The sequence below is a fragment of the Prolixibacteraceae bacterium genome, assembly GCA_019720755.1.
Lineage (GTDB): Bacteria > Bacteroidota > Bacteroidia > Bacteroidales > Prolixibacteraceae > Halosquirtibacter > Halosquirtibacter laminarini.
On record CP081303.1, the window covers coordinates 2,070,484 to 2,091,558 of the forward strand.

The 21,075-nt window shown below is 37.4% G+C and carries 20 protein-coding genes and 1 riboswitch; of the genes, 4 read left to right on the plus strand and 16 right to left on the minus strand.

Annotated elements, in window-relative coordinates; all coding sequences use genetic code 11:
* Nucleotides 1–72 precede the first annotated feature (72 nt).
* Nucleotides 73–269, minus strand: a riboswitch (cobalamin riboswitch).
* A gap of 364 nt (nucleotides 270–633) precedes the next feature.
* From K4L44_08300 to K4L44_08330, 7 genes are read right to left on the minus strand one after another with little or no spacing between them, the layout of a single operon-like run.
* Nucleotides 634–1,095: a V-type ATP synthase subunit K gene (locus tag K4L44_08300; GenBank protein ID QZE15818.1), complete on the minus strand. Its 462-nt coding sequence runs from the start codon at nucleotides 1,093–1,095 to the stop codon at nucleotides 634–636.
* Between the two features lie 46 nt (nucleotides 1,096–1,141).
* Nucleotides 1,142–2,977, minus strand: coding sequence for a V-type ATP synthase subunit I (locus K4L44_08305; protein ID QZE15819.1), 1,836 nt, complete (start codon nucleotides 2,975–2,977; stop codon nucleotides 1,142–1,144).
* An 8-nt stretch (nucleotides 2,978–2,985) separates the two neighbouring features.
* Nucleotides 2,986–3,591, minus strand: a complete 606-nt coding sequence (locus K4L44_08310) for a V-type ATP synthase subunit D (GenBank protein ID QZE15820.1) — start codon at nucleotides 3,589–3,591, stop codon at nucleotides 2,986–2,988.
* 41 nt (nucleotides 3,592–3,632) lie between these two features.
* Nucleotides 3,633–4,955: a V-type ATP synthase subunit B gene (locus K4L44_08315; GenBank protein ID QZE15821.1), complete on the minus strand. Its 1,323-nt coding sequence runs from the start codon at nucleotides 4,953–4,955 to the stop codon at nucleotides 3,633–3,635.
* A 37-nt stretch (nucleotides 4,956–4,992) separates the two neighbouring features.
* The gene (locus K4L44_08320) at nucleotides 4,993–6,750 is read right to left on the minus strand and encodes a V-type ATP synthase subunit A (GenBank protein ID QZE15822.1); all 1,758 of its coding nucleotides are present in this window, start codon (nucleotides 6,748–6,750) and stop codon (nucleotides 4,993–4,995) included.
* Between the two features lie 6 nt (nucleotides 6,751–6,756).
* Nucleotides 6,757–7,608, minus strand: a complete 852-nt coding sequence (locus K4L44_08325; protein ID QZE15823.1) for a DUF2764 domain-containing protein — start codon at nucleotides 7,606–7,608, stop codon at nucleotides 6,757–6,759.
* A gap of 13 nt (nucleotides 7,609–7,621) precedes the next feature.
* On the minus strand, nucleotides 7,622–8,230 hold the full coding sequence (locus tag K4L44_08330; GenBank protein ID QZE15824.1) for a hypothetical protein: 609 nt from the start codon (nucleotides 8,228–8,230) through the stop codon (nucleotides 7,622–7,624).
* Nucleotides 8,231–9,127: 897 nt separating this feature from the next.
* On the opposite strand from K4L44_08330, the gene K4L44_08335 reads away from it, so the two are divergent.
* Nucleotides 9,128–9,724 (plus strand): hypothetical protein, encoded by a 597-nt coding sequence (locus K4L44_08335; protein QZE15825.1) that lies wholly within the window; start codon nucleotides 9,128–9,130, stop codon nucleotides 9,722–9,724.
* Nucleotides 9,725–9,818: 94 nt separating this feature from the next.
* Here the strand turns inward: K4L44_08335 and K4L44_08340 are convergent, their stop codons facing one another.
* From K4L44_08340 to K4L44_08365, 6 genes are all read right to left on the minus strand, one after another.
* Complete coding sequence (locus K4L44_08340) at nucleotides 9,819–10,025, minus strand: hypothetical protein (protein QZE15826.1); 207 nt, start codon at nucleotides 10,023–10,025, stop codon at nucleotides 9,819–9,821.
* Between the two features lie 226 nt (nucleotides 10,026–10,251).
* Entirely contained in the window at nucleotides 10,252–10,761 is a 510-nt protein-coding gene (locus K4L44_08345) for a transposase (GenBank protein QZE15982.1), read from the minus strand.
* Nucleotides 10,758–11,771, minus strand: a complete 1,014-nt coding sequence (locus K4L44_08350) for a transposase (protein QZE15827.1) — start codon at nucleotides 11,769–11,771, stop codon at nucleotides 10,758–10,760. The genes K4L44_08345 and K4L44_08350 overlap by 4 nt, the downstream gene beginning before the upstream one ends.
* A 318-nt stretch (nucleotides 11,772–12,089) precedes the next feature.
* Nucleotides 12,090–12,335 (minus strand): transposase, encoded by a 246-nt coding sequence (locus K4L44_08355; GenBank protein QZE15828.1) that lies wholly within the window; start codon nucleotides 12,333–12,335, stop codon nucleotides 12,090–12,092.
* Nucleotides 12,311–12,586, minus strand: a complete 276-nt coding sequence (locus tag K4L44_08360; protein ID QZE15829.1) for a hypothetical protein — start codon at nucleotides 12,584–12,586, stop codon at nucleotides 12,311–12,313. Before K4L44_08360 ends, K4L44_08355 begins: the two co-directional genes overlap by 25 nt.
* A 44-nt stretch (nucleotides 12,587–12,630) precedes the next feature.
* On the minus strand, nucleotides 12,631–12,900 hold the full coding sequence (locus K4L44_08365; GenBank protein QZE15830.1) for a hypothetical protein: 270 nt from the start codon (nucleotides 12,898–12,900) through the stop codon (nucleotides 12,631–12,633).
* Between the two features lie 477 nt (nucleotides 12,901–13,377).
* Here K4L44_08365 and K4L44_08370 point away from each other — a divergent pair, with 477 nt between their 5' ends.
* Nucleotides 13,378–13,515: a hypothetical protein gene (locus tag K4L44_08370; protein ID QZE15831.1), complete on the plus strand. Its 138-nt coding sequence runs from the start codon at nucleotides 13,378–13,380 to the stop codon at nucleotides 13,513–13,515.
* A gap of 506 nt (nucleotides 13,516–14,021) precedes the next feature.
* Here the strand turns inward: K4L44_08370 and K4L44_08375 are convergent.
* Nucleotides 14,022–15,884: an alpha-amylase family protein gene (locus K4L44_08375; protein QZE15832.1), complete on the minus strand. Its 1,863-nt coding sequence runs from the start codon at nucleotides 15,882–15,884 to the stop codon at nucleotides 14,022–14,024.
* Between the two features lie 161 nt (nucleotides 15,885–16,045).
* Between K4L44_08375 and K4L44_08380 the strand changes: the two genes are divergently transcribed.
* Together K4L44_08380 and K4L44_08385 are read left to right on the plus strand one after the other, a co-directional pair.
* Nucleotides 16,046–16,816, plus strand: coding sequence for an MBL fold metallo-hydrolase (locus K4L44_08380; protein ID QZE15833.1), 771 nt, complete (start codon nucleotides 16,046–16,048; stop codon nucleotides 16,814–16,816).
* Nucleotides 16,817–16,948: 132 nt separating this feature from the next.
* On the plus strand, nucleotides 16,949–17,314 hold the full coding sequence (locus tag K4L44_08385) for a thioredoxin fold domain-containing protein (protein QZE15834.1): 366 nt from the start codon (nucleotides 16,949–16,951) through the stop codon (nucleotides 17,312–17,314).
* Between the two features lie 108 nt (nucleotides 17,315–17,422).
* Here K4L44_08385 and gshAB read toward each other — a convergent pair whose 3' ends face one another.
* Complete coding sequence (gene gshAB, locus K4L44_08390; GenBank protein ID QZE15835.1) at nucleotides 17,423–19,708, minus strand: bifunctional glutamate--cysteine ligase GshA/glutathione synthetase GshB; 2,286 nt, start codon at nucleotides 19,706–19,708, stop codon at nucleotides 17,423–17,425.
* A complete protein-coding gene (locus tag K4L44_08395) occupies nucleotides 19,686–21,029 on the minus strand; it encodes an MATE family efflux transporter (protein ID QZE15836.1) in 1,344 nt (447 codons plus the stop codon). The genes gshAB and K4L44_08395 overlap by 23 nt, the downstream gene beginning before the upstream one ends.
* Nucleotides 21,030–21,075: the final 46 nt, after the last annotated feature.

Below are 21,075 nucleotides of genomic sequence, written 5' to 3' on the forward strand. Positions count from 1 at the left end.
ATAGAGAGCTCCTTCATTCGTAAGTGAATGAACACGACTCTTCATTACACACTTCTCCCGAGAGTGTATCTTGACGTTCACTATACTATAAGAGGTCTTCCGACTTATAACTCTACTCCTTACACCTTCCCACACTATATAGCACAGTGGCATCTTCTTTAAGAAGTATCAACATTAATTACGGCTGCGGGGACAGCTACTGATTCTAACAGTATTCCGAGATCTTATAAAATTTCTCAATAAAAATACCTTAAACTCTTTTTCTATCCATCCATTTCATCCTTTTTTTATTAACAACAAATATTTGAATCAAGAAATAAAAGACACAAACATCCTCTATTACAGCATCCCAACGACAATTCGATTGTGAATAACTTTCTTCATCATAGACACAGAAAAACAAACCTCGACCTCATCAAAGAGAAGGCATTCATCTTAACCATTTGAAATTAGAAGAGAACATGAAACGGAAAACACGATATTTAAAAAATCAACATATCTCCCAAAGATCATCCTGTACAATAGAAGTCCAAATCATTAGAACAGGAAGAGTCATAGAGATTTAAAAACAAAAAAACGCGTCACACAAGAAGTATGACGCGTCTTAAGAATAAAAACGAAAATGATCGTCGATTATCCAATCGCTCCGTTGATCATAAATGCTGCAGCAAAAGCAACAATTGCATAAAGCTCAGGGAATACAGCTAGGATAAGTGTTTTACCAGCTACATCATAACCTGCACCAACAGCAGCAATACCATTTGCAGCAACTTGTCCCTGACGGATTGCAGAGAAAAGACCAGCCAAACCAACAGCAAGACCTGCACCAAATACTCCTGATGCTTGCAACCAACCGATAGTCTCAGGATTTAAAGCATCACCGAAGTTTAAGAATACGAAGAATGCAGCAAAACCATACAATCCCTGTGTTCCAGGAAGGGCTGACAACATCAAGTAGCTACCAAATTTATCTGGATTCTTTTTCATTGCACCAACAGATGCATTACCACCAATTGTTACCCCATAAGCACTACCAATTCCAGAAAGTGCCAACATTAATCCAACTCCAATATACGCTAATGTAATAGGTTCCATGATAAAATTATTTTATGAGTTATTTTTTATTTTTTTATTTCAAACGTTACTTTACTCTTTTACGGAATGGGTTATATCGAACGCCACCTCCTGTAAAACCTGAGTTCTTATAGAACTCAACAAATGTCAGACGCACTGGGTGAACAAACGATCCCAATACCCCCATAAACAGATTCAATCCATGCCCAATAAGTAGGATAATAGTCATCACAATGATCTTTCCTACGATATTATCAGGAGCAAACTGTACTGCTAAATTATTAAATACAAATCCCAAGATAGAAGACGAAATACCCAAGGCAAACAGACGAATATAAGAGAGTATATCTCCCATCACACCAGTCGCCATGTTATAACTGTCCCAGATCCCAGCACCTAAATTGGCAAAGATCGAACGATCAGGATTATTAAATAACAAGGAAGCCAAGACCCAGAAAACCAAAACCACATATCTAAAGATAGAAGCAGATCCTTCTGAAAGACCAAATGCTGGTAGAGAATAGGATAAGGCTAGTCCCACAAAAAGTGTAATCCAACCAATCGTACTCACTGCATAACGTATTCCAAACTGTTTGGTCTCGTTTACTGCCTTCAACACCATACCAAAGATCACCTGTACCGCACCAAAGATAAGTGCTAAATTAAATAGGTGGTCATTCATGGTTTTACCTTGTGCCTTCAGCATATCATTTAGAGTTCCATAGACTCCCCATCCTTCGGCATATAGATCCATACCAAAGAAGGTACCACTAATCAATCCAAACAAGATGGTAGAGGCTCCGAGCCATTTGCTAAGCTTCATCGCATTTTGGGTAGATCCCTCTGTCTTCGGAGTGAACACAAAACCTAATATCATCAAAAGAATACCATAACCGGCATCACCCAGACAGAAACCAAAGAACAATAGATAGAAAGGTGCGAAGAATGGAGTCAAATCAAGCTCTCCGTATTTAGGAAGAGAGTATAGATCACCAACCATTTCAAACATACGAGCAAACCGACCATTCTTCAAAAGTACCGGAACACGCTCCTCAAAAGAGGGGTCATTCTGCTCATAATAGACCTGCTCTGTATCCAAGTACTTACATACTTCATCCAAGCTTTCTATTGGCACAAATCCCTCAATCATATAGACATGATTCTCGGCAAGAGCATCCCCATCCAAACGAACCTTATTAAAGTCCACTTGATCCTTCACTGTCTGTTGATACTCTTCCATAACAGGAAGACCAATAGCAGCAAGGAGGGTTAATTCACGATCTATATATTCTAATTTACTATTTACTTCATTCAGTGCTTGCCCTACTTCACTAAGCGACAAGCTAGGCAGAGTCACAATATCTGCTTCGATATCCACTGTCTCCTCTTGTTTAGAGACAATCACAAAATAGTGTAACATTCCCACTTGAGAAATCTCCACCAATTCATAATCTTCTCTCCACTGCTCATTAAAATCACGAGAGTGACAAGCGAAGAAATGGAGATTCCAACCTGCATCTTGCAGTTTTTCCAAAGTAGAGATATCAAAATCTCCCCATGGTTGCCAAGCCTCAGCACTCTTATCAAGTTGATGTAGACGCGCAGTCTCAAGCTCTTTGACCTCAGCCAATTCACTATAAGTCTGTTTCAACGTTTCTGGAGATTCATATTTCTCCACCAACGCCGCATCCTGAACCCCTTGTACCTCGTCTTGAGCATCCAGTATTTTATGGAACTCTTTTATCAAGCCTTCCACACGGGCCAACTCTTGGATGGACTCGTCTAATTGAGGATCTTCCACTCCTCCCTCTTTCTCATTGATATGGACCACCCCAAGAGAACGTAGATTCTCTAGAAACGACTCATACTCTTTATGAAAAAGAAGGAAAGATAATTTCTTCATCTTTACAATCATAACGCTTCCTCCTCTATATTTTGTTGACGCGACTTCACGATTTTCTGTGCCGATTTAGATAAGTTCTCTTCATCTTCCATAAAGCGTTTGATCTTACGAATGGCATCAGCATACCCAGGGACCTGCACCTTCTCGAAGAGGTTCACCTTCTGGGTAGTCTTTTTACGAGCATACTCCAACAGGTGCATTTTACGTGCATAAAATTCACGTTCAATACCCACTTTTGCAAGCTCTTTAATCAATTCCATTCCATCCAAAAACCACAATGGGGTATTGAAGAGACTGAAAGAAGCGATCTCAAAATCTACTCCTTCCAAGACAGGAGTCATCACCCCTGCAATCTTTTTCACCGACATACGAACATCCTGAACACGGATTAGTGAAGTATCAAACTCTCCCCAAAGCGCAACCATACTATCATATGACTGCATAGACTGCTCTAGTTGTAAGTCAAGACGTTTCACCTCATCCTTGGCTCGCTTCACCTCCACCCTCAAAGCCGACTCCTTACTTTTAATCGTAGGAAGCGCACGCTCACGAACCTTAAGATCTTTCTCAAGTTTCTGGAGTGAAGTTTTATTATATTGAAAATTTATAGCCACAATGTTCTGTTTTTAAGGTAAAAAACCGATGATTATCACACTTAAGCTTCTGGCCAATATTTATCGACCACCTCTTGCTTAATAGCCACCTCTTCTTTAGAAAAATGACGGCTAAATAGACTCCATCCTTTATCTAACATCTCTGTAGTATTAATATTCACATCAATAGCCAACAGATCATTCGAATACTCTTTCGCAAAAGCAAGTGTTCTTTCGTCATAATCACTCAAGTCGAAACCATTTTCCATCTTTGTCTTTGCATTGGCTGCATCGGCAAACAGACGTACGGCAGTATTCATCACTGGAGGATGGTCTTCACGAGTCTTTTTCCCCGCAACCAACTGCTTCAAACGCGATAACGAACGGAACGGATCGACAATCACCTTTCCGATATCGGTATCCTTACGCAAGAAGAGCTGTCCCTCTGTAATATATCCCGTATTATCTGGAATCGCGTGGGTAATATCCCCACCAGCAAGAGTAGTAACCGCAATAATCGTTATCGATCCACCTTCAGGAAACTGAACGGCTTTCTCGTAGATCTTTGCCAAATCAGAATATAGAGAACCTGGCATACTATCTTTCGATGGAATTTGATCCATACGGTTCGATACGATAGACAATGCATCCGCATACAGGGTCATATCAGTCAAAAGAACTAATACGTTTTCGTTCTTCTCTACTGCAAAATACTCTGCAGCTGTCAAAGACATATCTGGAACCAATAATCGCTCCACAGGAGGATTCTCAGTAGTATTCACAAAAGAGATAATGCGATTCAATGCCCCCGCATTCTCAAACACATTACGGAAATATAGGTAATCATCATTGGTCAGACCCATACCCCCAAGGATAATCTTATCCGCCTTAGCACGTAGTGCTACGTTTGCCATCACTTGGTTAAATGGTTGGTCTGGATCGGCAAAGAAAGGAATCTTCTGTCCCGACACTAAGGTGTTGTTCAAGTCGATACCAGCAATACCTGTAGCAATCAACTCAGAAGGTTGCTTACGACGCACAGGGTTTACCGAGGGACCACCAATAGCCACCTCATCTCCATCAATATCTGGACCTCCGTCGATAGGATCACCAAAGGCATTGAAGAAACGTCCTGCCAATTGATCACTCACCTTCAATGTAGGAGATTTACCTAAGAAAGTAACCTCTGCATTGGTAGGAATACCTTCGGTACCACCAAAAACCTGAAGAGTCACCTCATCGCCCATCATCTTCACCACCTGAGCCAAACGCCCATTCACCGTAGCCAACTCATCATAACCCACCTCTTGGGCTTTCAATGTGATGGTTGCCTTAGTTATGGCAGTAATTTTAGTATATATTTTTTGAAAAGCTTTTGTTGCCATTTCACTCATTTTTTGATTAAAAAACTCACCCAAGAATCTATGAAACCGCTCTTTCAGCGACCATCATATGAAGCTCTTTTTCGAAGTTCACAAACTTCTCTGACTCAAACTCAGCATAATTCATCTGACGCATCATATTGATCAAACGTTTAAAGTAGGAAGAAACCTGCGTAAACGAATCAAATTTAAAGCCAGTATGAACAATCTTCATCACCAAGTTCAACATATACTTTTGGCGAGCAATAGGAGTCATCATATCGATGGCATCAAATGCATCCTGCTGAAGAATCACAAAGTCGATCATCTCCGACTTCATAAAGGTCACGTGGTAGTCCACTGGAACCCCGTCATCTCCTAAGATGTTAATCTGTTCACTCACCTCCAAACCACGCTGAAGAATCGTCTTCACCTCGTTAATCATCGGAATCCACGACTCGCCAATACGATCGTTGATATACGACTCAAATTCTGGATACTCTAGATATTTAGAGTACGAATCGATAGGGTTTACCGCAGGATAACGCTTACTATCAGCACGACTCTGCTGTAGTGCGTAGAAACAACGAGCAGCCTTCTTTGTAGATTCTGTTACTGGCTCCTTCAAGTTACCCCCTGCAGGAGACACTGTTCCGATAAAAGTAATCGAACCAATCGCACCATTATTTAGATACACATATCCAGCACGAGAGTAAAAGTTTGCAATAATTGCTGAGAGGTCCATAGGGAAAGCATCCTGACCAGGAAGTTCTTCCAAACGGTTCGACATCTCACGTAGTGCTTGCGCCCAACGAGATGTTGAATCGGCCATCAACAACACACGCAATCCTTGAGAACGGTAATACTCTCCAAGAGTCATTGCCGTATATACAGATGCTTCACGAGAAGCAACAGGCATATTCGAAGTATTCGCGATAATGGTAGTACGCTCCATCAACTTACGTCCAGTGTGTGGATCATCCAATTCTGGGAACTCAGTAAAGATCTCTACGACCTCATTAGCACGCTCACCACAAGCAGCGATAATTACAATATCTGCCTCCGCCTGTTTTGAAATAGCATGCTGAAGTACCGTTTTTCCTGTACCGAAAGGACCAGGAATAAAACCTGTACCACCCTCTACAATTGGGTTGATCGTATCAATCGTACGAACACCAGTCTCTAGAAGTTTAAATGGACGTGGTTTTTCACGGTAGTTTTTAATCGCTTTTTTCACTGGCCACTTCTGAACCATCGTAATGGTATGTAGTTTGCCGTTGGCATCCTCCACCTCTGCAATAGTATCATGAATTTTATACTGTCCAGCCCCAACAAGACGCTTTACCGTATAAGTTCCATCCATCACAAAAGGGACCATAATTTTATGAGGTTGTCCATTTTCATCGACCTCCCCAAGCCAAGAAGCTGCTTGAACACTATCCCCCACTTTCGCAAGTGGCTTAAAATCCCATAACTTCTCTTCATTAAGAGGATAAGTATAATCTCCACGTTGAAGAAAAACTCCATCCATCTTATCTAAATCATTTTGCAGTCCATCGTAATTTCGTGACAAAATACCGGGGCCTAAAGTCACCTCTAACATGTGACCTTCGAATTCCACCGTATCATTAATTTTCAGTCCACGTGTACTTTCAAACACCTGAACATAGGCATTCTTACCAGTTACTTTGATGACCTCAGCCATCAACTTAGTACCAGCCGTGTGAAGGTAGCAAATCTCATTCTGCGAAACAGGACCATCAGCCTCCACAACAACTAAGTTGGCAATAATACCTCTTACTTTACCTTTTGTTGACATGCTTAACTAGCGTTTTAATGAAAACTCATCTTGAAAACGGAAAGATGACTTTAACTGGTTAACAAACTCTCTAAATACTTCCATACCCTCTTGCTCGTTGAGCTCACTCCACCTCTCGATCATCTCTAATTGGATCAGATAAGCAAATATCTTCTCCAAACTAAAATAGTGAAAAAAAGTATTCTCCTCAATATAGTTCCAATAGAGTGCGTCCAATGCCTTCTCTCTATCATAGAAATTAGGCATCTCCATCACCTTTAAAACTTGAGAGATATAAGGAAACTCGACAGTAACACCAAAGTCTTTGGCACTACTAGTTCTCAACTTAACAGAAAACTCATCCTCTCCCAACACATAATTTGATCGATCCAATCCAAATTTACGACACTGAAATGCAGTCATCACGTTACGCACACGATATTGGAACGTAAACCAAGCTGCGATATATTGGTTCTTACAACCCATTCCCGCCTCAAAATAAGCAGTTAATAGCTGATCCTCCCAAGACATCTCTGCATACAAAGCTTCTCCCGCTTGAAATGCAGGGATAAAACGACGGAACCATGAAGGAATACGTTCTATGTGAGGATTCTCCTCTTCACGAAATGCGACAAGCATCTCTTGAATCTCCTCCTCCGTATAATTCCCTCTACTATCCCATTTCTCTTTAGAAATGTCCAGTGCAATAAGTAGATTGTGATTATCAAACCGACCATAATAGAAAGATAAAAGTTGCCAATCTTTTACATTGACAGTCTCTTCTAACAGTGCTTTTATGGACTGAGTGGTATGATACGCTTTGGCATCTAGGAGTTGTATCTCTGGCAATCCTGCTACGAAACTGTAATAATTGCTCATGATATGCTCCTATCTATTTTTTGTCAAACAATAGTTCTACCACTTTAGGTCTTAATTGATCCATGAAGTATGCATCAAAGTCCTCATTCGTAAAACGCATCTTAAATGCCCCATCCGATGGTGCAATTTCAAAACCATTATGAAGTGAAGCCGAAGGTTTTAAAGTCAAACCATTCTCTAGGGTGTCTTTCACAGCAGATGAAAGTTGCGTCTGAAGTGTCTCAAATTGAGCTTCAGGAACACGTATTTCCATCGCATTACTACTAGAAGACCAGTTCTGAAGTAGTGTTTCAATTACTTTTTGAATAAAAGTAACATCCATCATTGCAGCAGTAATTGGTTCAGAAATCACCTTACCACTAACCATCGAGATCATCTCCGACTTAAGTCGCTCTTTGGCTTGGTCCGATGCCATCTGTAGATCTGAAACAGTAGTATCTTTCAGTTCTGCAGCTTTTTTCTCCGCCTTTGCTACAATTTCCGCAGCTTTTTTCTCCGCTGCTTTTACAAGTTCAGCTGCCTCTTGATTCGCTTCCGCTAGAATCTCGTCTGCAGCCTCCTTTCCCTTCTGTACACCTTCCTGATACAATTTATCAGTCAAATGTTTAAGTTTATTGTCCATACTGTACAAATATTTTGGGATTAATTTTATTACATCTTCAATTATTAATCTAGACAGCACTCTTCTATCCAATTCAGCCATCTAAATTATCTGCTATTTACGACCCTCAAAATATGAGGAAAAACAGCGAGACAATTCCCAAACAACAACAAACTCAACAATGAATTGTTTCCCCTACAATGGGACAAACAGTTCACAATTTATTTCTCAACAACACTTCGAATAAACAAATTAATTTGGGTGTTTCCCAACACACAAAACTTTATTAACATTTATTTAACATTTCAAAGCAATATTTCAATATAAAACCACACTCTTGCACACGATTGCGATATATAATTAGGAACTGTACTTTTTATTATAATCCTCTTTCTAAATATACTATTTTTTACAAAAATATCAAATGCAAAAGCCACATAACAAAAACACAAAAACAGGTTTCAAAACAACAGAATAAATCCTATCGGTCAAATACTTATACACCAATAAACCTCCACTACTTTTAGTCTTAATAAATGAATAATTTTTTTTCAAAATTATTTCATTGTAATGGAAAATATTCTTTATCCAGCCAATATTCGTCGTAGATTTCTTAACAAAACAGACTACATAAATAGACAAACAGCAAATTAATGATGACGATATCAAGTTTTAACAACTTTATTGAAAACGGACAAACCTTTTTAATCGAATATGAGACACCAAGTATACCCATGAGACACCCGATACACTCTTTGTTATCCCTTTCCATAGGAGATAAATCTATAGTACATACATAACGAGTAAAAAGTTATTTCGAATACATATAATTTGTTAATTAACTAAGTATTAACCCTTAGCACTCAAATTATGGTCTATATTCACACCCATTCAAAGAAACTTAATACTTTAAAAACGATGAATAAACAACTTTTCTTTTTGATCGTAATCCTTTGTTCTTCAAGTGGTTTATATGCTCAAAGCAATACTATTAAAGCGATGAAGTTGCAACCAGCAAGAAGTACGCAAGAATTTAAAGCGATGTGCCTGCAAGCTGAAAACAGTAGAAAGGTCACCAACGCGATGGAACTTCAACTATGCATAGAGGATAATAACATCCTCGCGATGAACCTACAGCCTGCAAGCAACATAGATGAGATCCAAGAAATGAAGTTGTCTCCATCCAAGAATATCGACAAGATTAAAGCAATGAAGATGCAACCTTCAACGAAAATAGACACCATAAGAGAAGGAGACAATAATCAAAAAAACAAAACGGAACTTACTCTAGAAGAGCTGAAAATGAAAGTATCACAATTAAATATTGTAGATAAGATAACACAGCTTGAAGAACCTATCCTTTCTAGTAGTGCTATTCCATTGATGAAACTTTCCACCGCAGATCACCTTGACAAAGACGAAAATAATAGCTTGCACGACGGAGTGATTCCACTAATCAAACTGATACCATCGACAAAAAAAGACAAGAAACACAAATCAAAACAACATCCATAAGGGACTCATTCAACTCCACCATACTCAAAAAGATATTTTCTTCGATTAAAAGACACCGCTTTTAATTCAAGAGAATACCCTCAACGCCTACACATTAAACAACCATATTATCCTCAATAGAGACGCGAAATAACTTTCCCTTGAAACGGTAATCCCCGTTAGGCAACGGCAACCCAGTTGTACAAGACACCACACTATCCCCACTCTCTAAAGACATTTTCTCTTGCTCCATAATAACTTCCCCAATGCCATTAACCTTATAGGTTTTACGAAATGTAACCTTTTGAATCTCTCCATTCACTACATATATGTTTACAAACACACCCCTGTGAAGACAACCAATACATTTTTTGAATTAAATAGATGCTCCTATATAGAAGACAAAAGATTGGCAGGAGCAAAATCCCCCACAATAAAATACGCTATTGGTATCAGCAAACCAATATGTTTGCCTTTGTTTCATCAAAACCACACAAAACATGGATAAAACACCTATATTTATATGTTTAAATAGAATTAAAAATGGTTCATCCACATTTTGTGTATATATCTTGATGCATTGCTTTTATTTTTAGCATAAAAGAATCTAAGTCACGATAGCCATATGCTTGTCTTTTTAAGGTTTTAATCTTGTTATTTATTTCTTCTAAAGGCCCCGTGGAGATATTGCACTTATACCAATTTAGAATTCCTGTTTTGTGTTTGGTCAATAGTTCTACCATTTTCTTAAGCTGTGGTATTTCAGTCTCATTTGCCTCTTCTATCCATTGTTTAAGTAATTTTGAAGCGTCTCTAATATTATCTTGATTCCATAATTCCCTTAATTCTTCTTTCAAATAATATGCGTAAAACAAGGTGGTATTCGTTTCTAATACTTTTTCAAGTCTTGAGTCTTCCCCTTTCTGAAGGTTGAGATTCTCTGGGTTCTTTAACAATAGCCAACGACTTCCTTTTAAACTTTTCTTGATAACCTTATCCTTCTCTTTGTTGTAAAGATCTCTTCTTATTTTATTGGCTACCTCCCGTTTTTTAGTCAGAAATCTAGATTGAGTCTCATTTGTCCTACGTCTACTTGTGTCTGTTTACTCTGTATTATATGTTTTGTGTAAGCATTTGCCAATAAAATTTTAATTATCGTACTTATCTTATAATAGATAAAATTTCTGAGTTCAGATACCTTGTTTTTATCAAGTATCTTAATTTTGCTATCTAGCAACAACCTTAGATGCATGGACTCTAATGTGTTATAAAGGATTCCCATTGCAATGGTTAAAATTGCCAACATGCATTGCAGTCCATCAAACTTCTTTATTTGTATATTCTCTAAATCATAGCTTGATTTGATATGTCTATGGTATTCTTCTATTTTCCAACGAAAGCCATATGCTTGAAAAGCTTCACTAATAACTTCTGTTATTGTATGCTTAGGTGAGTTGGTTAATAACCAACATTTCCCTCCTGATTTGCGTTTTGTAGCAACAAGCCATAGCTCAAATTCCCTCTGCTTTATTCTATATTTAACCTTAACAGCACCACACTCAAAGTTTATCTTTTTACTTTTGTTTTTGCCTCTTTTATTGGCAGTTAATTCCATGAAGAATGGAATCTTTTTCCCAATTGTAGATACAGTAGTTTCTTTGCCTTTGTATATTAATTTGGTATTCTTTTTCAATCTGATTATGAAGTTATTTTGTTGACTAACAACATAATCCTTAATAATCTGACGATCAAATCCTCGATCAAACACACAAGTTACATTCTTTGAAATAGCATTATCTACTTCTTTTAATGCTTCGATTGCTTCATTATTTTCACTCTTGGCTCCATGATCGAAACTGTACAGCTTATTATACAAAGGTGTCATCTTATTGGCCTTATCAATATGTACAACATTCATAAGCCAATAACCTAATCCAACCTTATTTTTCTCATCTCCATCTTTTACAAAATCCAGACCTTCCATGGTCTTAGCATATTTCTTTTGAATATCTGATCCATCAAATAGAATGTAGTCTCCTTCATGAATTGTATCTGACACACAATCCATATGGCCTCTAAGAAGTTTTAAAAAGAAACCTTTTTTATTGTAATGATTTCGAAGCCTTTTGGTCGTTTGTTGTTTGTCTATAGAATCCCCTATAGCTGTTGCTATTTGATTGATAATAACAGACCCTGTCTTAAGAATACCTGTTGTTATCTCACGTGTACAACGTAATTCTGGTTTGGTTAAATGACTATTAATTTACAAAAATATAGACTTAGCTTGTTCTGTATTTGTTTTGTAAATATCTTGTTCATGAGCTAGGTTTTAAATGATTATGTTTTCACACTTAAAATAACATTTTTAATCTAGCTTTCCTCGTTTTTATACATATATTATATTGTGAATGTCAGATACTTGCAGTAATAATACAACTTTTTTCGGGAGGTAGTCAATTCTTATTTTACTTATAGTCTCATTTAGTTTCTTTATTATATGGAAATGGTCAAATACCATAGTAGCTTTAGGTGCATTGGTCTTTACTGAAAGGATATAGGCAGCTGACATATCAATAGCAACAGATTCTATTTGGACTTTATTGATCTTTATTCGTTTCCAAAATGGAACCAATGATTCGGAACCTTTACCTTTTCCACATGCAAAACGACTCCTTTATCTAAGTCATATACACAAGTCATGTATACATGTCCCTTCCTCACTGCGAATTCATCGATAGCAATATGTTTCACCCCCTTTAGCCCAGGAGAATGATATTTTGATTTTAAGTGAGACTTAATGATATCTTTTACAATATTCCAGTTAAGATCTAAAAGTCGACTGATTGATTGAATCGTCATATGAGAAGAGAGAAGTAAAACCATCTTCTCTAAAGATCGAATATAGGACTTCTGCTCTTTTGCAAACCTTAAATGTTCCTGACGTACGATCTTGCATTTCTTGCATAAAGGCGTTGAACATCTATGATAATAACGCACTTCTTTTTGCCTATCATTGGCCCCTTGAAACTACGTTCATCAACTCCACAACAAATAACATGCATTCTTTTACAGCGACTACAACGTAGTTTGTCTTTTTTTGTTTTAACTTTAAGTTGGATGGTATCTCCAACATAGGATGTGGATAACAATTGCTGGTCTTGTAATCCTAAACAATGATATATACTACTGGTATTCATAGTCTATAGCGTTTTATATAAGAAATAACTATAGAATATGTTTACCAGTCTTTTTGTTCATATACGCAATTCATGGAAGAACCCAAATCCCAAATATTTATATCACAGATGAAATAGATCTAACATATCATCAAAAATTGAAAAAACTACGAAGACACGAATTTTATTGCCATAGATCATGTTATTAGTAGGGTGCATCCCCTTACGGGGTGTCCTTTATTGTTTTATCCAATATCTTTAAGTCTATTTTAAAGAATCAATCCGTATTTTATGTGGACTGATTAGAATATAGTTTACTGAGCCCTTCGACAAGCACAGGGACCACTTATCAACGTTTAGGGACCAACCACTTCGACTAATTCAGAAACCACTTATCAACATTTAGAAATATTTACTCACTTTTTGGGACAGTGCCCCTAGCTAAAAACTCTCCTAATTTGATGATTGTTTGATAGTATGGTTATCCATGGGTTACTCATGGGTTACTCATGGGTTACCCATGCTTTATCCACCAAATCGATGGAGAATCGATGGACAAACCATGGACAAACCATGGACAAACCATGGACAAACCATGGACAAACCATGGACAAACCTACTGTCAAACCCCTTTGAATCTACTTTAATAATAGGGAAAATGAGCACAAAAAGGCTCTCCTACTTAGGCATCAAATAATGAAGTTATAAAATCGATTTAGGAAGAATGAAAATAGAAGAGGTCCTACGATTTCCACTGATACGATAAACGGTCATCAGAAATAAATCTGACGACCGTTATCAAAGAAAGAACACCATGTTTTTATCAGATCATCTCTAGAAAACCAGCAAAAGAGATGATCTTTAAACGACATCGCATAAATAAGAATACAGAAACGACAATCGCCATATTATGGTTTTTGTCATAAATTACAAATTCAACTCAAAGAAACATTAATTAATCATGTTTTAAAAAAAATTAATATAATTTTTATGATAATTAAACAGGATCTTTGTGTTTATATAGCTATAAGTATACAATACTTCCAAAACATTACACTAAAACAAAAAAAACGCACCCCAAAGGTGCGTTTTTACACAAAAACAATTCAACAACTTAACTATATAAACCTAATTAAAACAACTTACTTCACTAACGACAAGATCAAACCGTCCCAAGCAGGCACATCTGCCACGACATAGGCATCTAATTTGTCCACATATAATTTCACTTCCATCTGGTGTCCCAATTGATCCACCATTTTAAGATTTCCCGTCTTTACACCCCAATCCGAAATGATTGAGAGAGGGATATGTATTTTCACTTTTTGCAACGCCTGATCAGAAAAATTGGATAAAATTAACAACTGCTCTTTATCTGACCAACGAGTATGAGCAAACAACTGCTTGCTATACTTTGCCCCCAATGCATCATTAAAACGGGTCAAATCTTCATAATGTCCCATCAATGCGCTACTATGAATTGTGAAGTTTAACAACTTCTTATAGAATGCTCTTAGAGACTTCTCTTCTGGTGTCAATTTTCCTCCATCGAATTTTCCATCGTTCATCCAACGTTGGTGATTTGGGACTCCGACATAGTCGAAGATAGAAGTTCTGGAATGGGTACCAAAACCTGCATTCTCATTTGCAGGCTCTCCCACCTCTTGACCAAAATAGATCATGGTTGGAGAGGTTCCTAATGTAGCAGAGACGATCATTGCAGGGATTCCCTTTTTAGCATCACCAGCAAATTCAGGAGAAGCAATACGTTGCTCATCGTGATTTTCTAAGAAATGGAGCATATGCGTTTCGATATCCTCTGTTTCTTCCATTACGGCCGCAATATTGTGAGCAGAACTTGTTCCTTGCATGATATGCTTTAATGTGTCGTATAGTGCGACTTTATCATACAGGTAATCCATCTTTCCCTTCAAAATATAATCACGATATAGTTTTGGTTGATACACCTCTGCCATGATAAATGCATCTGGATTCTTCATCTTAATAGAGGCATTCATATAACTCCAAAACTCTACTGGCACCATTTCGGCCATATCATAACGAAAACCATCCACTCCTTTGTCGATCCAAAATAGTGCAATATCTCTAAATTTCACCCAAGAGCTAGGAACGGTCTTATCTTTCCAAAATTCAAAATGTTGGCGATAATCTAGGGTATCGGCACCTGCTGGAAGCAAAGGAAAATGTTTCTTTCCCTCTGGATCGATTCCATAGTTCACCTTCACTGTTTCATACCAATCGTAGAAATGAGGCTTGGCACTTCTAGAACCATTTCCAGTCCACTTGGCTGGATGTTCTTCAAATTTTCCATCCAATAATGGAGCATTCTCCCCTCCTAGTGGCTTATATCCGTTTAAAGGAGTAGGAACTTCAAAGTGAGAATTTGGTATATAATAGAAGTTATTATTCACATCAAAGACCACTGTGGTGTCGTCTGTTGCCCCAAAATTGCGATCTGGAAAGTCTACACTTTGGTAGCTTCTCGCCACATGGTTCGGAACAATATCAATAATCACCTTCATGTCGTGTTTGTGTGTACGAGCGATAAGTGACTCGAACTCCGACATTCTTTGACTTGGATCCACTGCCATGTCTGGATCTACATTATAGTAGTCTTTCACTGCATAAGGAGAGCCAGCGCGTCCTTTCACGACATCTGGATCATCCATAGAGATACCATACTTCGTATAATCTCCCACCAAAGCATGGTGAGGAACACCGGTATACCAGATATGGGTAACCCCTAGATCTTTGATCTCTTCTAGTGCTTTATCCGTGAAATCATTAAACTTTCCAACCCCATTCTCTTCTTTTGTACCCCAAGGCTTGTTCGTTGTATTACGATTTCCAAAGAGACGAGTAAAAACTTGATACACCACTTTTTTATGGGCTTCATTCTCTCTCTTTGATTTCACGTGATTTTGACACGAGCCTATAGATAATCCTAAAATAGGAAGTAGAAGGAATACTTTTAAGTTCTTCATGAAAACATTAATTTAGCAATAGTTAACTTTGATATCGATGGCAATCTATAAACATAAATACAATTGATCAAGAGAAAAGTTGATCTTTGCCTTCGCACACGTTCGCACAAACGTTTGCATTACAATATGTTTTACAACACAACGTATAATTTTATAACACCATGGCCCAAATTACCATACTAATTAATAATATCGCATCAGAAGGATATTGCTCCGAACATGGTCTGTCACTATTTATTCAAACAGAAGATTCCGAAATATTATTTGATGCAGGCAGTAGCGACCAATTCATTCAAAATGCCCAGAAACTAGATATATCATTAGACTCTACTATTAAAGTATTAAGTCATGGACACTGGGATCATGGGAATGGTTTTCATCATATCCAAGGAGGGATTTTTTATGCACATCCTAGAATATTTACACGAAGGTATAGAGATAGAGACAACTCCTATATAGGAATGAAAGTAACAAGAGAAGAGCTAGAACATCATTTCGACTTACGACTAAGCAAGACGCCACAGTGGATCGATAAAAAAACACTTTTCATAGGAGAAATCCCAAGAGATGGAGAACAAAATACAGCTTTTCATCTAGAAGATAACAAACCAGATTATATCATCGATGACTCTGGTCTGATATTGATTGAAGAGAATGACGTTCATATTATAACAGGATGCAATCATGCGGGATTAATAAATATAATAGAATATACTAAAACTCTTTTTCCTAATAAACATATCAAATCAATCATTGGGGGGCTACACCTTAAAGAGGTGAACGATTTATTCAAGGCCACTTTATCTTATCTTAAGGACATTCCAAATCTAACGATTTATCCTCTTCACTGTACTTCAGAGATTGCAATGATTGAGATGCAAAGTAATATTAGTACAAATCTTTATAAAGCAGGAGACTCCTTTGTTGTATAACTTATATAGAACGAGAAAGAGAATCATACTGCATGATGACCAGGGCAAAATTAGAAATACAAAACAAAATTGAACTTATCGAAGGAAAAGTCTGTTTTAAAAACAATAAGTTATAGATCAAAAAGACTCCCTATGTCAACATCAATACAAAAATTAGACAAAGACAAATTCATTAAGAAGGTAATGAATTACACTGAGAATATGGAGTGGAACTATCAAGGAGATAAACCATGTATTATAGACTTCTATGCAGAATGGTGTAGCCCATGTAAAGCAATAGAACCAATTCTAGAGGAGCTTTATGCGGCATATAAAAAAGAGATATACATCTACAAAATAGACACAGAAAAAGAAGAAGAGCTTGCAGCTCTCTTTGGTATTCAAAGTGTTCCTTCGTTGTTATTTGTACCATTAGATTCTAAACCACAGATGGTTCAAGGAGCACTTCCGCAAACGGTATTAGAGGATTATATCAATACGATACTACTTGAACAGTAAGGTTATTATCTTCTAATGAAACAAAAAAAGAGTCTACTTTGAATAGCAAGTAGACTCTTTTTTATTGATGAAACATCGGCTAAATGAGACAGAATAAATAGATGGTGACTAGAAACCTAAAGCATCCAACACTTTCTCATTCAATCGTCTATTTTTTCCTTTAAAAGGAAAACAATGGATATGAATAGCAGGATTGAAATTCATTTCAATAATGCCGTAATTATCCTCGGTAGCCTCTGCTTCAATATCTTCAATCATCATATCGAGGCCAGTAATAGCTACACCCATGGCTTTGGATGCTTCTTCTGCGATTTTAAAATAAGATGGGTGTATGGAATCGGTAAAGTCTAGACTATCTCCACCAGTACTTATATTTGAATTCTCTCTTAAAAAAACACGTTCTCCATCGGAAGGAATATAAGATGGAATAAATCCAGTCTGCTCCAGAAAAAACTTTTCGGCATCTCCTATTTGTAATTTCTCTAATGGAGTTCGGTATCCTTTCCCTCGTAAAGGGTCTTCATTTTTCAATCGAACCAACTGCTCAATGGAGTGAACCCCATCCCCTAACACATTTGCAGGAACACGTTTGAGAGCACCAACGACTTTATTATTAATCAAAAATATACGATATTCATCTCCCTCTATAAAGTGCTCCACTAATACATTGTGATCATATTCAAAAGCAATCTCTAAGGCATGATTATAACTCTCTTGATCAAAAGAGGAGTGTAAGATCGTAATTCCTAGACCAAAGTTAGTAGACTGCGGTTTCACCACCAGTTTTACCCCTTTTAAAAGATTATATGCACCCTTGGCATCCAAAATATTATCAAAAGTCATTCCTTTAGGAACCCGAATATTAAAACGATCAAGAATCATCTTGGTAACCGTCTTATTCTCCATCATAAGAATAACATTATAGGGATCTAGACGAGTCTTGGTCGCTTGGATCACATACTCCTCCTTTTCTTGATGAAATAGACGAATAAAATTCTCAGAACGATCAAGTATATCAAAATGAACCCCACGATAGATTGCAGCTTTCAACAGAAGTTGCGTTGAAAGTTCCATTGATTCGAGACCGTAAAAACGATACCCTTTAGAGATCGCATCCTCCTTAAATTTCCTTGCTTGACTCATATGAAAAGAGACGAAACCCTCCTGGGATATCTTCTCTGACAGTTTTACTGCAACACGAGAATTAGGAGAGGTGGCTAGATGCATCACCTTATCCATAGAAGAGGCATAATCCTTTGGGAGGTTTACACCCATCTTCTGAATACCCAATTGCATATTAGATAAGAACTCTTTTACTTTATCAATGAGTAATATAGAGTCGTTAGAGGGCAAAGTGGAAGTTGAATTTAAGCCGTGGCAACAGACCCAATCTTGAAAGTCTTGTATATTCTTCTGAATATCAACATCTAAATCATCGTACTCTTCAACCCATAACATATAGAGTAGAAACAGATGAACAAAGCGAAGTGTGTCTATAGACATACCAGTCTGTTCAAAAGGATCAAGATCTAATAATCTTACTTCGACATGGCTAATCTCGGTTCCTTCTAAATTCGTCTTAATCCGAATAGGCAGGTATAATTCTTGAGGACCAATAAGCTTTCCATCAGCAACATTCTCTTCTATCGATTTCTGAAATAGCTCCCACGATCGATAGTCTAATTCTATTAATTCGTGATTACGGTAACCAAGACGTCCAGATCGAATACTCACCCCTTCCATGCAGACAGGATGAATTTGTTTCTCTTTATTCTTATTCACCTTCTTTATCTTCAGCGAGTTATCTGCAATAGGACTTGCACCAAAAAGCCAAATAAGAATCCAACGATAACGTATAAAATTACGCATCATTTTCATATAAACTTGATCTTTGGTTACGTTTTCATTGGATGCAGTCTCCATATCCCATATCAAATTGGAAAGAGAGACATTGAAGTGAATACCAGAGAAGGTCTGTAACTCTGGACCATACGTTTTTAATAGATACTCCCGATAATTTTGTTTTCCTAAGTGGTCTCCACTATATTGTGCAATAGGAATAAGCTTCGAATCAGGTAGAAGCGATGGAAGACTCTGTGGCCACAGATACTCATCCCCTATATTTTCATGTACAATATCTTGAAGGGTATGAATAAATCCATGAGCTTCATTAATATCACTCAATGGAGGCGAAATTATCTCGATTTGACTCTCTGAGAAGTCCGTTGTGATAAAAGGGTGTGTCGACTTATCCCCCAATGCTTTAGGGTGTGGACGCAATGAGAGCATTCCTTTTGAATCCACTCTTAAGGCCTCCTTTTCCAGCCCAAACAATCCTTGAATCAACACATTAGGCAACTGTTTCTCCAAATCAATTAGCCACTGTTTCATCATCTGTTATTTTTTTATTAAAAACATAAAACACCATCCCCGTTAACACCAATCCCTTTAAAACACTTGTAATGGAGATACTCCACCAAATTCCCATTAATCCATATGAGAAAGAGAAAGCCATTACATAAGCTAAAGGTATTCTTAAAGAGGTTAATAAGATACTATTTACTGGAGGAATAACCGTCCTTCCGAGTCCATTTAATGTACCCATACCAATCATTTCTGCGGTCATAAACACCTGTGAAATTCCAATAATACGAAGGTAAAGAGCCCCGCCTTGAACAACAGAAGGACTATCCACAAAAATACGTATTAACATCTCTGGAATAGAAAGGAAAATAATCGTCAAAAAAACTCCCATACATGCAGCTAACAATAGAGCTTGACGATAAGTTTGCTTTATTTCATGATATTTTTTTGCACCACACAATTGACCAACAATAACTGTCGAAGCTTGTGATATCCCAGCAACTAGAGTAAAAGTAATAGATTCAATCTGTATTCCTATCTTCTGTATTGCGATTGCATCTGTTCCAAAAGAGGCAATAAAACGCCCCATCACAATATATATCAATCCAAAGATCACTCTTTGTAATGCGGTAGGAAAACCCAACGACACAATACTCTTCAAACACTTGCCCCCTTCTTGGGAGATATTTACTTTCATGTAAGCGTTTTTATGAACCTCTCTAAAAAGAAATATAAGTGTTATGGCTTTAGAAATAAGCGTTGCAATTATTGCACCTTGTACCCCCATATTGAATTTAAAGATCAGTAAAGGGTCAAGAACAATATTGAGAATAAAACCAATCGAGTTAATTTTAAAAGACTTCTTAGTCTGTTTATAGCTATTCAGAATACTGATAAACAGTAAATTAATCAATGTTATAACAGAACCCCAAGCACCGATAGAAAGATATTGACTAGCAGCTATATTCACCCATTCGCTCTTCATTGCAAAAGTGGAGATCCAAAAAGTGGAACTACTTCCCATAGTGACGGAGAAGATTACTGCTAAAATAGCGATACCTAAGAAACCACTTTTAGCTACAATCTTAGCATAACGCTCTTTCTTAGCACCAATAGCTTGTGAAAGCTTCACATTTACACCAACAGTAACCATCGAAGCCATTGCCCAACCAAGGTTCAGAAAAAAACCAGCCGAACCAACTGCTGCAACAGAATCGGCACCAAGTTTTCCTACCCAAATCATATCAATGAAGTTGTAAGTCAACTGAAGCAGTTGGGAACCAACCATTGGCAATGCTAGAGTAAGCAAAGATTTGAGAGCCTCTCTATCTTTGCCTTTTTTATAAATCATAAATCAATTCTCATTAACACTAATCATTCGCAAATATACGAACAAG

Bases quoted from the DNA above. Each gene is read 5' to 3' on its own strand.
- K4L44_08320 (QZE15822.1), bottom strand. From the start codon at position 6,750: ATGTCAACAAAAGGTAAAGTAAGAGGTATTATTGCCAACTTAGTTGTT.
- K4L44_08330 (QZE15824.1), bottom strand. From the start codon at position 8,230: ATGGACAATAAACTTAAACATTTGACTGATAAATTGTATCAGGAAGGT.
- K4L44_08315 (QZE15821.1), bottom strand. From the start codon at position 4,955: ATGGCAACAAAAGCTTTTCAAAAAATATATACTAAAATTACTGCCATA.
- K4L44_08365 (QZE15830.1), bottom strand. From the start codon at position 12,900: ATGAATACCAGTAGTATATATCATTGTTTAGGATTACAAGACCAGCAA.
- K4L44_08360 (QZE15829.1), bottom strand. From the start codon at position 12,586: ATGGTTTTACTTCTCTCTTCTCATATGACGATTCAATCAATCAGTCGA.
- K4L44_08395 (QZE15836.1), bottom strand. From the start codon at position 21,029: ATGATTTATAAAAAAGGCAAAGATAGAGAGGCTCTCAAATCTTTGCTT.
- K4L44_08335 (QZE15825.1), top strand. From the start codon at position 9,128: ATGAATAAACAACTTTTCTTTTTGATCGTAATCCTTTGTTCTTCAAGT.
- K4L44_08375 (QZE15832.1), bottom strand. From the start codon at position 15,884: ATGAAGAACTTAAAAGTATTCCTTCTACTTCCTATTTTAGGATTATCT.
- K4L44_08300 (QZE15818.1), bottom strand. From the start codon at position 1,095: ATGGAACCTATTACATTAGCGTATATTGGAGTTGGATTAATGTTGGCA.
- K4L44_08385 (QZE15834.1), top strand. From the start codon at position 16,949: ATGTCAACATCAATACAAAAATTAGACAAAGACAAATTCATTAAGAAG.
- K4L44_08380 (QZE15833.1), top strand. From the start codon at position 16,046: ATGGCCCAAATTACCATACTAATTAATAATATCGCATCAGAAGGATAT.
- K4L44_08370 (QZE15831.1), top strand. From the start codon at position 13,378: ATGGGTTACTCATGGGTTACCCATGCTTTATCCACCAAATCGATGGAG.
- K4L44_08325 (QZE15823.1), bottom strand. From the start codon at position 7,608: ATGAGCAATTATTACAGTTTCGTAGCAGGATTGCCAGAGATACAACTC.
- gshAB (QZE15835.1), bottom strand. From the start codon at position 19,708: ATGATGAAACAGTGGCTAATTGATTTGGAGAAACAGTTGCCTAATGTG.
- K4L44_08305 (QZE15819.1), bottom strand. From the start codon at position 2,977: ATGAAGAAATTATCTTTCCTTCTTTTTCATAAAGAGTATGAGTCGTTT.
- K4L44_08350 (QZE15827.1), bottom strand. From the start codon at position 11,771: ATGGATTGTGTGTCAGATACAATTCATGAAGGAGACTACATTCTATTT.